This is a genomic window from Chenggangzhangella methanolivorans, assembly GCF_019797865.1.
GTDB classification, from domain to species: Bacteria; Pseudomonadota; Alphaproteobacteria; order Rhizobiales; family Methylopilaceae; genus Methylopila; species Methylopila methanolivorans.
On record NZ_CP081869.1, the window covers coordinates 1,707,929 to 1,721,099 of the forward strand.

Below are 13,171 nucleotides of genomic sequence, written 5' to 3' on the forward strand. Positions count from 1 at the left end.
AAACGGCCGGCCCGGTCAGGCCGGCTTCAGCTCCCGCCGCCCGGCTGCGGCGGCGTCCCGCCGCCCGCGGGGGACGCCCCCGCGGCCTCCCCGGCCTTGGCCGGAGTCTGGGCCGGCTCCTTGGCCGGCGCATGCGTAGCGCCGCCGCCTGAACCGCCATGAGGCGTGGTCGGACCCTTCGGGCCGTCCGGACCTTTCTTCTTGCCCGCCCGAAGAACGAGCTGGCGGATCGCCACATAGAACACCGGCGTCAGGAAAATGCCGAGGATCGTGACGCCCACCATGCCGGCGAGCACGGCGGTGCCGATCGCCTGCCGCAGTTCCGCCGCCGCGCCGGACGCGAAGGCGAGCGGAACCACGCCGAGCGAGAAGGCGAGGGACGTCATGATGATCGGACGCAGGCGGTCCCGACATGCGTCGATCGCGGCCTGGATCGGATCCTCGCCCTCGTCCTCGCGTTGGCGTGCGAATTCGACGATCAGGATCGCGTTCTTTGCCGCTAGGCCGATCAGCACGATGAAGCCGATCTGGGTCAGGATGTTGTTGTCCTGCCCCCTCGCCGCGACGCCGAGCAGCGCCGCGAGCACCGACAGCGGTGATCAGGATGATGGCGAGCGGCAGCGCCCAGCTTTCGTACTGCGCCGCGAGGAACAGGAACACGAACAGGATCGCAAGCGCGAACACGAAGATCGCCGTGTTGCCCGCGAGCTTCTCCTGATAGGCGAGATCGACCCATTCGAACTGGACGCCGGGAGGCGCGATCTCCTTGAACAGGTTCTCCATGTAGGCGATGGCCTGTCCGGTGGAGACGCCCGGCGCGGCGTTCCCCTGAAGCGCGATCGCGTTGTAGATGTTCAGGCGCTCGACCGTGTAGGGGCCGGTCTGGTTGCGGTCGGTGATCAGCGTCCCAAGCGGCACCAGCGCACCGGTCGTCGACCTGACCTTGAACTGGTAGACGTCCGACATCTTGTTGCGGAATTGCGCATCGGCTTGAGCGTTCACCTGAAACGTTCGCCCGAGCGCCGTGAAGTCGTTGACGTATGCCTGGCCGAGCAACGTCTGCAGCGCCGAGAAGACGCTTCGATCGGAACGTTCAGCTGCTGCGCCTTGACCCGGTCGATGTCGAGAAAGACCTGCGGCGCGCGGGTGTTGAAGGCGGTGAAGGCGCCGGTCACCTGTCCACTGGCGTTGGCCTTGCCGATCATCTCGTTCACCGCGCTTTCAAGCGTGGGGAACCCGATGTTTGTGCGGTCCTGAATGTACATCTTGAAGCCGCCGCCCTGGCCAATGCCGCGCACGGTCGGCGGCAGGATGGCGAGCACGAAGGCTTCCTGGATGGCGAACAGGCGTTTCTGGGCTTCAGCAAGGATCGCCGGCGCCCGCTGCGACGCGCCGAACTCGTTCCGCTTCTCAAACGGATCGAAGATGATGAAGCTCGTGGCCGCGTTCGCCGCGGCCGAGAAGGTCGCGCCCGAGAAGCCCGCAATCGTCACTGCGTTCTTCACCCCCGGGACCGAGCGCGCAATCTCGCTCGCGCGCTTCGCCACCTCGTCGGTGCGCTGAAGGCTCGCGCCTTCTGGCAACTGCACGACGAGGATGGCGTAGCCCTGGTCGGCCTGCGGAATGAAGCCGCGCGGCACCGAGGTGAACATGTAGCCCGCGGCGCCGATCAGCACGGCGTAGATGATCAAGAAGATCGCCTTATGGCGCACCATCCAGCCGACCGAGCGGCTGTAGCCGTGCGCGCCGCGGTCGAAGTTGCGGTTGAACAGGTCAGCGGGCGCTGGCCGAGGCCCCTCTTCTTGCCGTGGGCGTGCGCCTTCAGAAGGATCGCGCAAAGCGCCGGCGACAGCGTCAGCGACACAATCGCCGACAGGATCGTTGAGGCCGCGATGGTAAGCGCGAACTGTTGGTAGAAAATGCCCGAGATGCCCGGAATGAACGCGGTCGGTACGAACACCGCGCAGAGCACGAGCGCGATCGCGACGACCGCCGTGCCAACTTCGTCCATCGTGGCGTGGGCGGCTTCCTTCGGCGTCTTCCCGAGCGCGATGTTTCGCTCGACGTTCTCCACCACCACGATGGCGTCGTCGACCACGATGCCGATCGCGAGGATAAGGCCGAAGAGCGTCAGCATGTTCAGCGAGAAGCCGAAGGCCGACATGACCGCGAAGGTCGCGATCAGCGATACCGGGATCGCCGCTACCGGGATGATGGCCGCGCGCCACGACTGCAGGAAGATGAACACCACGAGAACGACGAGCGCGACCGCCTCGTAGATCGTGTGCTCGACCGCCACGATCGACTCGTTGATGAACTCGGTCGGGTTACTCGATGCGGTATTCAAGGTCCTGAGGGAACGCCGCCTTCAGCGTCTCCATCGTGGCCTTGATCTGCTCGGCGGCGTCGGTCGCGTTGGTGCCCGGGCGCTGGAACACGCCCATACCCACCGTCGGATCGGCACCAAGATAAGAGTTCGAAGAATACTGTCGCGCCGCGAGCTCAACGCGCGCGACGTCGCCGACGCGCAGCAGGCGCCCGTCCGAGGTCGCACGAACGATGATCTGCTTGAATTGCTCAGGGCTCTGGAAGCGCCCCTGCGTCGTCACGGTGATCTGGCTTACGGTTCCGGGCGGGGACGGCGGCGCACCGAGCGATCCGCCCGAGACCTGCACGTTCTGGGCCGAGATCGCGGACACGACGTCGCCTGACGCGAGCCCGTAGGCGGCGAGCCGATTGGGGTCGAGCCAGACGCGCAAGCTGAGCTCGCGCTCGCCGAAGATGCGGATGTCGCCGACGCCCTCGAGTCGCTTCAGCGCGTCGACGACGTTCACCGACGCGTAGTTCGACACATGTAGACGGTGTCGAGCGTCTTCTTGGGCGAGATCAGGTTCACGACCATCAGGAAGTCCGACGACCGTTTGTTGACCTGCACGCCGTTGCGGCGCACCGCCTCGGGCAGGCGCGGCTCGGCCTGTCCGACGCGGTTCTGGACCTGGACCTGCGCGATGTCCTGATTGGTGCCCGGCGCGAAGGTCACGGTCAGCTGCAGCTGGCCGTCGCCGGTCGCCAGCGAGTTCATGTAGATCATGCCCTCGACGCCGTTGATCTGCTGCTCCAGGGGAGCGGCGACCGTTTCGGCGATCGTCTCGGCGTTGGCGCCGGGATATTGCGCCGTGACCGAAATGGTCGGCGGCGCGATCTCAGGATATTGAGCGATCGGCAGGTTCAGCAGCGCGACGCCGCCGATGATCATCAATACGATCGAGATGACCGACGCGAAAATCGGCCGGTCGACGAAGAAATGCCCGAAACCCATACTCGCGGCCCCTTACTTCTGAGGCGCGGCCGAAGCCTGCTTGTCGGCGGGTTTCAGGGGATCGACCATCTGGGGCTTCACCTGCGCGCCCGGGCGCGCGCGCATCAGGCCGTTGACGATCACCTTGTCTTCCGCCGTGAGGCCCGACTTGATGATGCGCAGCTGGCCCGTGGGGCCCTGGGCCTGGCCGAGCTCGACCACCTTCGGGATAACCTTGTCGTCCGGGCCAACCGTCATGACGACCTTACGGGTCTGGTCAGACATGACGGCCTCGTCCGGGATCAGCAGCGCCTCGAATTCCGGGCTTGACTGGATCCTCAAACGACCGAAACGCCCGACGTCAGGAAGCCGTCGTCGTTCGGGATGGTGGCGCGCAGGCGCAGCGTGCCGGTCTGCTGGTCAAGCTGGTTGTCGGCGAAGTCGATCCGCCCCTTGACCGAAAACTCTTTGGAGTTCGGCAGAGCGATCTCAACAGGTGCGCCGTTGTCCTCCTGCTTAAACTTGCCCTCGCGGACATAGCCCATGTAGCGGAGGTAGCTCTGCTCATCGACGTCGAAATAGAAGTAGATCGGCTTCACCTTCACGATGGTGGTGAGCACGTTCGAGGACGCGCCGGCGGCGATGAGGTTGCCTTCCGTCACCATCTTGCGGCCGATGCGGCCGTCGATCGGCGCGCGCACGTCGGTCCACTCCAGATTGAGCTTGGCGGTCAGAACCTGCGCCTCGGCCGACTTCAGCGTGGCGAGCGCCTCACCGTAAGCCTGCTGCCGCTGCTGGGCGACCTGGTCGGTGATGTTGCCGGTGCGCTGGAGGTCCTTTGCGCGGTCGACGTCAGACTTGGTGAGCGACACGCGGGTCTGCGCGGTGATGACCGAAGACTCGGCCTGCGTCAGCGCCGCCTCATAGGACCGAGGATCGATCTTGAAGAGCAGGTCGCCTTTCTTGACGTCGGCGCCGTCCTTGAAGGCGACCTGCACCAGCTGGCCGCTGACCTGAGCGCGGACCTCGACCAACTCGCTCGCCTCGAACCGCCCGGTGAACTCGGCGGTCTCCGTCACGTTGCGCTTGATCGGATTGGCGACCGAAACGGGAAGCGGCCCGGGAGCCGCGCCCTGCGCCGCGACCTCGCCGACGAGCGCAGCGCTCGCGAACACCGCCGCAGCGCCCGTCCGGAGCCACAGGGAGCGGCCAAACGCGACGTGTCCAAACATTCGAAATCACCTACACGGGAAAAGGCGCCCGCCGGACGCCGGCGCGCGCTGATCCAAAAGTCGATGTCCCCATCCGGGTGATAGGGTGCGATGCGGCATAGGGCAACCGGCGAAGGGGCGCGCCTGTCCGTTCAGTTAATCATCATCGCGTGTGCTTCCGCCACTCGCGGTTGCCGCCAGATCGGACAGCGCCCCCCGCCACCGAACGCGGCGCAGCCGGGCGGGCGCAGACAACCTACTGAAATATCGCTATAATCATTCCAGATCGCGCGTTCGAAGACAGTCTCTTCGCCTTCGTTTCGCGGCGCGTCCCCGGGGTCCGGCGCCGTTCTTGCGGGGCCGCAATGACGCGGCGCAAGCGACGCAACCGGGCGGGTCAGGGCTGAAGCCAGCATAACCGCCGGCGAATGCCCCCCTGGATCGGCATTAACACACGAGAACTTTGTAATACAATGAACTCTTGCATTTTGGGATGTGGAATATCATTGTCCCGGCAGATTGGAGCCCCTCCAGAATGGCCCGACTGACAGCATTTCCGGCCTTCTTCCGCGTGTCGCATAGGACCGTCGCCGTCGTCGGCGCGGGTCCGGCCGCGGCCGCGAAGCTGCGCCTGCTCGGCGAGACCGACGCGTCCTTGCGCGTGATCGCTTGTGAGCCGTCGGCCGAACTGCTCGCCGACGCCGCGCGTCTGAACGCCGAGATCGTGCGCGAGACGTTCGAGCCCCGCCACGTCGCCGGCGCGGCGCTCGTCTTCGCCGCGACTGAGATCGAGGCGCAGGACCGCGCCGTGGCCGAGGCCGCCCGCGCGGCTGGCGTTCCGGTCAACGTCGTCGACCGTCCCGAGCTTTGCGACTTCATCACCCCCGCCATCGTCAACCGCGCGCCGCTCGCCGTCGCGATCGGCACGGAGGGCGCGGCGCCCGTGCTCGCGCGACATGTGCGCGCCCGGATCGAGGCGATGCTCGCGCCCGAGACCGGGCGCCTCGCCTCGCTCGCCGAAAGCCTGCGCGGGGTCGTGGCGGACCTGCTGCCGGCCGCGGAATCCCGCCGCCGCTTCTGGGCCAAGCTGTTCGACGGCCCCGTGGCCGCCCGCGCGCTCGCCGGCGACGAGCCCGGCGCACGCGCGGAAGCCATGCGCATGATGGCGGCCGAGCCCGACGTCGCGGGCTTCGTCTGGCTCGTGGGAGCCGGCCCCGGCGCGACCGACCTCCTGACGCTGCGGGCCCAGCGCCTGCTCCAGGAAGCCGACGTCATCGTCCATGACGCGCTGGTGCCGCAGGAGGTCATCTCCATGGGCCGCCGCGACGCCGAGCGCGTCTCGGTCGGCAAGCGCAAGGGCGCGCATGAGGTGAGCCAGGCCGAGATCGGCGACATCCTCGTCCGCGAGGCGCGCGCCGGCCGCCGCGTCGTGCGGCTGAAGAGCGGCGACCCGCTGGTGTTCGGCCGCGCGGGCGAGGAAATGGCCGCGCTCGACGCCGCCGGCGTCTCCTACGAGATCGTCCCGGGCGTCACCGCCGCGTTCGCGTCGGCGGCCTCCGCCAAGGCCCCGCTGACGCTGCGCGGCGTCTCCTCGAGCCTCGTCTTCGCCACCGGCCACGACCTCGACGGCCGCACGCTTCCCGATTGGGCGGGCCTCGCGCTCGGCGGCGCGACGGTCGCGGTCTATATGGGCCGCTCGGTCGCGGGCGCGGTCGCCGAGCGCCTCGTCGAGGCCGGCCTCTCGCCTGACACGCCCGCCGCCGCGATCGAGAACGCCTCGCGCGCCGACGAGACCATCTTCATGGGCCGTCTTCGCGATCTGCCGGCGCTCGCCGAACGCGGCGACGTCACCGGCCCCGTCCTCATTCTCATCGGCCGCGCCCTTGGCGAGGCGGCCGAGCACGCCGGCGCCGAGCCGCTCGCCCCGCAAGACGGGCGCGCCATCGTCGCTGCCTGAAGGTTCGATCCATGACAGCCCCCATCCAGAAGTCGGCGGCCAAGACCAAGGCCGCCCAACAGGTCGTCACCGGCAACCGCCTGATCGACGGCGTCGTGGTGTATCTCGACGCCGCCGGCGGCTGGACCGAAAAGATTCAGGACGCCCGCGTGGCCGAGGGCGCGGACGACCTCGAGGACGCGGTCGCGACCGGCAAGGAAGGCGAGAAGAACCGGATCGTGGTCGAGGCCTATCCGATCGACGTGACGCGCGGCCCCGACGGCCTGCGCCCGGTCCGCATCCGCGAAAAGATCCGCGCCGAGGGTCCGACGGTCCGCATGGACCTCGCCCGCCCCGTCGGCGCGTGAAGGAGCCATCGATGTATCGTTACGACGAGTTCGACCATGACTTCGTCCAGGCCCGGACGGCGCAGTTCGCCGACCAGGTCGAGCGGCGCCTGTCGGGCGAACTGACCGAGGAGCAGTTCCGGCCCCTGCGGCTGATGAACGGCCTCTATCTCCAGCTTCACGCCTACATGCTTCGGATCGCGGTGCCCTACGGCACGCTGTCGTCCAAGCAGATGCGCATGCTCGCGCATGTCGGGCGCACCTACGACCGCAATTACGGCCACTTCACCACGCGCCAGAACCTGCAGTTCAACTGGCCGACGCTGAAAGACGTGCCGGCGATCCTGCGCGACCTCGCCTCGGTCGAGATGCACGCGCTGCAGACGTCCGGAAACTGCATCCGCAACGTCACCACCGATCATTTCGCCGGCGCCGCAGCCGACGAGGTGGCCGATCCCCGCCCCTATTGCGAGATCCTGCGGCAGTGGTCGTCGATCCACCCCGAGTTCTCGTATCTGCCGCGCAAGTTCAAGATCGCGGTGATCGCGTCTCCGAAGGACCGGGCCGCGATGCAGTTCCACGACATCGGCCTCGAGCTGAAGCGGAACGATGCGGGCGAGACCGGCTTCGCCGTCTTCGTCGGCGGCGGCCTCGGCCGCACCCCGATGATCGGTCATCGCGTGCGCGACTTCCTGCCGGAAGAGGATCTGCTCGCCTATGTCGAGGCGATCATGCGCGTCTACAATCTGCACGGACGGCGCGACAACAAGTACAAGGCGCGCATCAAGATCCTCGTGCACGAGACCGGCGCGGAGGAGATCGCCCGCCAGATCGAGGCAGAGTTCGCGGAGGTGCGGAAGACCGACCTCCTGCGGCTGCCCGAGGACGAGATCGCGCGCATCCAGGCCTATTTCCAGCCGCCGGCGCTGCCGGAGAAGCCGGCGCGGTCCTCCGCCTTCGAGGCCGCCAAGGCCGACAGCCGCGCCTTCGCGGCCTTCGCGCAGAACAACGTCTCGGCCCACAAGGCGGCGGGCTACGGCATCGTCACGGTCTCGCTGAAGCCCATCGGCGGCATTCCGGGCGACGCCACCGACGCGCAGATGGACGTCGTGGCCGACCTCGCGGACCGCTTCTCGCAGTCCGAGATCCGGGTGAGCCACGAGCAGAACCTCGTGCTGCCGCACGTGGCGCTCGACGACGTCCCGGCGCTCTACGCGGAGCTGAAGGCTCACGGCCTCGAAACCGGCAACGCCGGGCTCGTGACCGACATCATCGCCTGCCCCGGCCTCGATTATTGCGCGCTCGCCAACGCCCGCTCGATCAACATCGCGCAGGATCTTTCCAACCGCTTCGGCTCGGCCGAGAAACAGGCCGAGATCGGCGAGCTCAAGATCAAGATCTCGGGCTGCATCAACGCCTGCGGCCATCACCACGCCGGCCATATCGGCATTCTCGGCGTCGATAAGCGCGGCGAGGAGGTCTACCAGGTGACGCTCGGCGGCTCGGGCGACGAGACCGCCGCCGTCGGCGCGCTGGTCGGCCCGGGTTTCACCGGCGAGGAGATCGGCGGCGCGATCGAGACCGTGGTCGACACCTATCTGAAGCTGCGCGAGCGCCCGGACGAGACCTTCCTCGCCGCCGTCCGCCGCCTCGGCCAGAAACCATTCAAGGAGGCCCTCTATGGAGCGGCCTGATCTTCCGCTGCCGGAAGTCTCGAAGGCGCGCGCCGCAGAGCGCGCGACCTCGCTCGCGGCCCATCTTGACCGCCGCTTCCGCGGCGCAGGCGCCCATGAGGTGATCGAGGCCGCGGTCGAGACGCTGTTCCGCGGACGCGTGACCATGGTGTCGAGCTTCGGCGCCGACTCCGCCGTGCTGCTGCATCTCCTCTCCGAGGTCGACGCGTCGGTCCCCGTGACCTTCATCGACACCGGCCAGCTCTTCCAGGAGACGCTCGACTATCGCGACGCGCTCGTGGAGCGGCTGAAGCTTGCCGACGTGCGCACCGTGACGCCGGACGCCGAGCGCCTGAAGCGGCTCGATCCGGAGAACTTCCTCTGGCAGTCCGAGCCCAACCTTTGCTGCCGGATCCGCAAGGTCGCGCCGCTCGCCGAGGCGCTCGCCGACTTCCCGGCCTGGATCTCGGGCCGCAAGCGCTTCCAGAACGCGACGCGCGCCGAACTTCCGGTGTTCGAGGCCGACGGCGCGCGCATCAAGATCAATCCGCTGGCGGAGTGGTCCGCCAAGGACGTCAAGGACTACGCCACGGTCCACGGCCTGCCCGAGCATCCGCTCGTGCGCCACGGCTTCCTGTCGATCGGCTGCATGCCCTGCACCTCGCGGGTGAAGCCGGGCGAGGACGCCAGGGCCGGCCGCTGGCGCGGCCTTGAGAAGACCGAGTGCGGCATCCACACCGCCGCGCTCGAAAACGAGGGAAGCGGAATATGACCCCCCCGACCGCCGCCGCGCGCGTCGCGCGCACCGATGAGACCGCCGGCGAGATCCGGGTTCCGGAGGCCGCCCAGGTGACTTCTTCTCAGGCGAAGCCCGCCCAGGCGCCGCATCTGCGCGCCGTGCCCGAGGCCGACGCAGGCCCCGCGCTCTGGCGCGACGGCGCCTTCCAGGACGACGAGTGGACGCGCACCGGCGAGGACGAGGCCGTCGGCGAAGGCCCGGCGATCCTGCCGCTGAAGCGCTTCCTCGCCGAACGCGAGGCGCTCAGCCAGCGCAACTCCCCGCTCGGCGTGATCGTGGAGCCGGGCGAGAAGCTCGACGAGCTCGTGCCGCATCTGACGCGGGTGACGCTCGTCGTGCTGCCGTTCCCGAAATTCGCCGACGGCCGCTCGTCCTCGACCGCGCGTCTCCTGCGCGAGCGGCACGGCTTCGAGGGCGAGGTGCGCGCCGCCGGCGACGTGCTCATCGACCAGATGCCGCTGATGCGCCGCTGCGGCTTCGACGCGTTCGAGATCTCGGACCCGGTCACCCGCAAGCAGCTCGCGAACGGCCTGTGGCCCGACGTGCCGTTCTACATGCAGCCCGTCGGCTCCTCGCGGCAGCAGGAGGTTCCGGCCGGAACCCGCCCCTGGGCGCGCCGGCCGGCGTAACGGCTCACCCGCCCCAGACGCGCTCGAGCGCGCTGAGCCAGTTTCGCCAGGCGATCTTTTCGAGGATCGCCTGGTCGTAGCCGCGCTCGCTCAGGAACGCCAGAAGCCGCGGCATGCCGGCGACGTCGCCGATCCCGGCCGGCACGATCGCCCCGTCGAAATCCGAGCCGAAGCCGACGCGGTCCTCGCCCAGCCGGGCGATCAGCCGGTCGAGATGATGCGCGACCGCGTCGAGATCGGTGTCCGAGCGCATCCGGCCGTCCTCGCGCAAGAAACAGGTCGCGAGATTGAGCCCGACGAGGCCATCCCGCTCGGCGATCGCGTCGAGCTGGGCGTCGGTGAGATTGCGGGCGTGAGGCGTGATCGCGTGGACGTTGGAGTGCGTCGCGATCAGCGGCGCGCGGCTCGTCTTCGCCACGTCCCAGAAACCGGCCTCGTTGAGGTGGCTGAGATCGACCGCGATCCTCAGCGCGTCGCATTCGCGCACGAGCGCCTTGCCGGCCTCGGTGAGGCCGGGGCCGGTGTCGGGGCTTGCGGGAAAGCGGAACGGCGCGCCGTGGCCAAAGACGTTGGGACGGCTCCAGACCGGCCCGAGCGAGCGCAGCCCTGCGGCGTGAAGCGCGTGCAAGGCGTCGAGGTCCGGGCCGATCGCCTCCGCGCCCTCGATGTGGAGGACGCAGGCGAGCGCCCCACGGTCCTTCGCGGCGCGGATTTCGGCGACGCTTCGGCAGACCCCGACCGCCCCCGCCGAGGCGCGCTCGATGCGGAACAGCGTCGCGGCCATGCCGAGCGTCGCGGCCATCGCCTCGGAGACCGGCGGCGGCTCGGGGCACGGCACGTCGTAGGACGCCTCGCGCATCATCTTCATGTAGTCGACGCCAAGCTGGCGCGACGGCACGAAGATCGCGAACAGGCCGCCCATCATGGCGCCGGCGCGCGCCTTCGGCAGGTCGATGTGCCCCCCGACCCCGCCTTCGAGAAAGGCTTTCGCTCCGCCGTCCGCGTCGCGCCGCTGCCAGATGCGCAGCAGCGTGTCGTTGTGGCCGTCGAAGACGGGAATGGGCGTCATCAGGCGAAACCAGCGAAGACTGACATTGCGTTCTCGTCCCGGCTCAAGGCCGGGACACGAAAGGTTACGCCAGCCCCTTCTGCGCGACGAGATCCTTCAGGACCACCTGCGGGCGCGCGCCGACATGGGAGATGACTTCCGCGGCGCAGAGCGCGCCGATCTGGCCGGAGCGCTTGAGCTCGAAGCCGCGGGCGTGGCCGTAGAGGAAACCGGCGGCGAAGAGGTCGCCGGCGCCGGTCATATCGGTGAGCTTGCCCTCGATCGGCGCCGCCGGAACCTCGACCCGCTCCGATCCGCGCACGATCGCCGAGCCCCGGGCGCCGAGCGTCACCGCTGCGAGCTTGGCGTCGGCGGAGACCGCCTTCAGCGCCGCCTCGACGTCCGAGGTCTCGTAGAGCGACTTCAGCTCGCCTTCGTTGGCGAACAGGATGTCGACCTGGCCGGTGCGCACGAGCTCGAGGAACTCGGCGCGATAGCGGTCGACGCAGAAGGAGTCCGACAGCGACAGCGCGACCTGCCGGCCCGCGGCGTGCGCGATCTCGGCGGCTTTGCGGAACGCCTCCTTGGCGGCCGGCGGATCCCAGAGATAGCCCTCGAGATAGGTGACGCTCGCAGCTTTCACCGCGGCCTCGTCGACATCGGCGGGGGCGAGGCCCTGGCAGGCGCCGAGATAGGTCGACATCGTGCGCTCGCCGTCCGGCGTCACCAGGATGAAGCAGCGCGCGGTCGCGACGCCGTCGGTCGCGCCCGGAGTCGGGAAATCGACGCCGATCGCCGTGATGTCGTGGCGGAAGACGTCGCCCAGCAGATCCGCCTTGACCTTGCCGATGAAGGCCGCGCGGCCGCCGAGCGAGGCCAGGCCCGCGAGCGTGTTGGCGGCCGAGCCGCCCGAGGCCTCCACCGCCGGCCCCATCTTGCCGTAGAGCTCCTCGGCCCGCGCTTCGTCGATCAGCGCCATCGATCCCTTGGCGAGGCCTTCGCGGACGAGGAAGTCGTCGTCGGCGCTCGCGATCACGTCGACGATCGCATTGCCGATGCCGAGGACGTCGTACTTGGCTTCGCTCATCAGGGGCTGGCTCCGAAAGGCTGGTGGGGCGAGAGGCTCCGGACCCTTGCGCCGGCCCGACACGGACGCCATAACGCGCCGTCCTTCAGGGAGCAAACGGGTCCGATGGCGAACGCGCATGAGCGGGTGTTTTCCGGCGTCCAGCCGACCGGAAACCTGCATCTCGGCAATTATCTGGGCGCCATCAAGCGCTTCGTGGAGCTGCAGGACCGCTTCGAGTGCCTCTATTGCGTGGTCGACCTCCACGCCATCACCGTCTGGCAGGACCCGGCCGAGCTGAAGAAGTCGATCCGCGAGGTCGCGGCCGCGTTTCTTGCGGCCGGCGTCGACGGGACGAAGCACATCGTCTTCAACCAGTCCCAGGTCTCGGCCCACGCCGAGCTCGCCTGGATCTTCAACTGCGTGGCGCGGCTCGGCTGGCTGAACCGCATGACGCAGTTCAAGGAGAAGGCCGGCAAGGACCGCGAGAACGCGTCCGTCGGCCTCTACGCCTATCCGAACCTGATGGCGGCGGACATTCTCGCTTACCGCGCGACCCATGTGCCGGTCGGCGAGGACCAGAAGCAGCATCTCGAGCTCGCCCGCGACATCGCGCAGAAGTTCAACAACGACTTTTCGAAGTCGATCGCCGACCTCGGCCTCGCCGAGAAGTTCTTCCCGCAGCCCGAGCCCCTGATCGCGGGGCCGGCGACGCGCGTGATGAGCTTGCGGGACGGGGCGCGAAAGATGTCGAAGTCCGAGCCCTCGGACGCGAGCCGCATCAACCTGACCGACGACGCCGACCAGATCGCGGCCAAGATCCGCAAGGCCAAGACCGACCCGCTGCCGCTGCCCGAGACCGTCGAGGAGATGAAGACGCGGCCCGAGGCCGACAACCTCATCGGCATCTACGCAGCGCTCGCCGACAGCGACGCGGCCGCGGTGATCGCCCAGTTCGGCGGCCAGCAATTCTCGCAGTTCAAGCAGGCGCTCGTGGACCTCACCGTCTCGAAGCTCGCGCCGATCACCGCCGAGATGAAGCGGCTGGTGGCCGACCCGGGCCACATCGACCAGGTGCTGGGCTCGGGCGCCGAGCGCGCCGAGGCGATCGCCGGCGAGACGATGAACCACGTGAAGGACATCGTGGGGTTCGTGCGGCGCTGA

Annotated in this window: 13 protein-coding genes and 1 pseudogene; 6 read left to right on the forward strand and 8 right to left on the reverse strand. The window is 68.5% G+C overall.

Annotated elements, in window-relative coordinates:
• Positions 1-26: 26 nt before the first annotated feature.
• The 6 genes and pseudogenes from K6K41_RS30305 to K6K41_RS08990 form a co-directional block, all read right to left on the reverse strand.
• Positions 27-1,715: pseudogene (locus K6K41_RS30305) on the reverse strand (efflux RND transporter permease subunit).
• The gene (locus tag K6K41_RS30310; RefSeq protein ID WP_428978573.1) at positions 1,688-2,299 is read right to left on the reverse strand and encodes an efflux RND transporter permease subunit; all 612 of its coding nucleotides are present in this window, start codon (positions 2,297-2,299) and stop codon (positions 1,688-1,690) included. The pseudogene K6K41_RS30305 and the gene K6K41_RS30310 overlap by 28 nt, the downstream one beginning before the upstream one ends.
• Positions 2,300-2,327: 28 nt before the next feature.
• Positions 2,328-2,852, reverse strand: a complete 525-nt coding sequence (locus K6K41_RS30315; protein ID WP_428978574.1) for an efflux RND transporter permease subunit — start codon at positions 2,850-2,852, stop codon at positions 2,328-2,330.
• Complete coding sequence (locus tag K6K41_RS30320) at positions 2,831-3,319, reverse strand: efflux RND transporter permease subunit (protein WP_428978575.1); 489 nt, start codon at positions 3,317-3,319, stop codon at positions 2,831-2,833. Before K6K41_RS30320 ends, K6K41_RS30315 begins: the two co-directional genes overlap by 22 nt.
• 12 nt (positions 3,320-3,331) lie before the next feature.
• The gene (locus K6K41_RS08985) at positions 3,332-3,583 is read right to left on the reverse strand and encodes a permuted SH3 domain-containing protein (protein ID WP_261404749.1); all 252 of its coding nucleotides are present in this window, start codon (positions 3,581-3,583) and stop codon (positions 3,332-3,334) included.
• A gap of 53 nt (positions 3,584-3,636) precedes the next feature.
• A complete protein-coding gene (locus tag K6K41_RS08990; protein WP_261404750.1) occupies positions 3,637-4,473 on the reverse strand; it encodes an efflux RND transporter periplasmic adaptor subunit in 837 nt (278 codons plus the stop codon).
• Between the two features lie 529 nt (positions 4,474-5,002).
• On the opposite strand from K6K41_RS08990, the gene cysG reads away from it, so the two are divergent.
• Genes cysG through K6K41_RS09015 form a run of 5 tightly spaced genes read left to right on the forward strand, consistent with a single transcriptional unit; the run spans position 5,003 to position 9,893 of the window.
• On the forward strand, positions 5,003-6,466 hold the full coding sequence (gene cysG / locus K6K41_RS08995; RefSeq protein WP_428978576.1) for a siroheme synthase CysG: 1,464 nt from the start codon (positions 5,003-5,005) through the stop codon (positions 6,464-6,466).
• A gap of 11 nt (positions 6,467-6,477) precedes the next feature.
• Complete coding sequence (locus K6K41_RS09000) at positions 6,478-6,813, forward strand: DUF2849 domain-containing protein (protein WP_261404752.1); 336 nt, start codon at positions 6,478-6,480, stop codon at positions 6,811-6,813.
• A gap of 11 nt (positions 6,814-6,824) precedes the next feature.
• Positions 6,825-8,486 carry a nitrite/sulfite reductase gene (locus K6K41_RS09005; protein ID WP_261404753.1) on the forward strand — a complete coding sequence of 554 codons (1,662 nt, stop codon included), beginning with the start codon at positions 6,825-6,827 and terminating at the stop codon, positions 8,484-8,486.
• Positions 8,473-9,237, forward strand: coding sequence for a phosphoadenylyl-sulfate reductase (locus tag K6K41_RS09010; RefSeq protein WP_261404754.1), 765 nt, complete (start codon positions 8,473-8,475; stop codon positions 9,235-9,237). The genes K6K41_RS09005 and K6K41_RS09010 overlap by 14 nt, the downstream gene beginning before the upstream one ends.
• Positions 9,234-9,893 (forward strand): DUF934 domain-containing protein, encoded by a 660-nt coding sequence (locus K6K41_RS09015; RefSeq protein ID WP_261404755.1) that lies wholly within the window; start codon positions 9,234-9,236, stop codon positions 9,891-9,893. Before K6K41_RS09010 ends, K6K41_RS09015 begins: the two co-directional genes overlap by 4 nt.
• A gap of 4 nt (positions 9,894-9,897) precedes the next feature.
• On the opposite strand, the gene K6K41_RS09020 is transcribed toward K6K41_RS09015, so the two are convergent.
• Entirely contained in the window at positions 9,898-10,962 is a 1,065-nt protein-coding gene (locus tag K6K41_RS09020; protein WP_261404756.1) for a dipeptidase, read from the reverse strand.
• A gap of 64 nt (positions 10,963-11,026) precedes the next feature.
• Positions 11,027-12,028, reverse strand: coding sequence for an adenosine kinase (locus tag K6K41_RS09025; protein WP_261404757.1), 1,002 nt, complete (start codon positions 12,026-12,028; stop codon positions 11,027-11,029).
• A gap of 105 nt (positions 12,029-12,133) precedes the next feature.
• Here K6K41_RS09025 and trpS point away from each other — a divergent pair, with 105 nt between their 5' ends.
• Positions 12,134-13,171, forward strand: coding sequence for a tryptophan--tRNA ligase (gene trpS, locus K6K41_RS09030; RefSeq protein WP_261404758.1), 1,038 nt, complete (start codon positions 12,134-12,136; stop codon positions 13,169-13,171).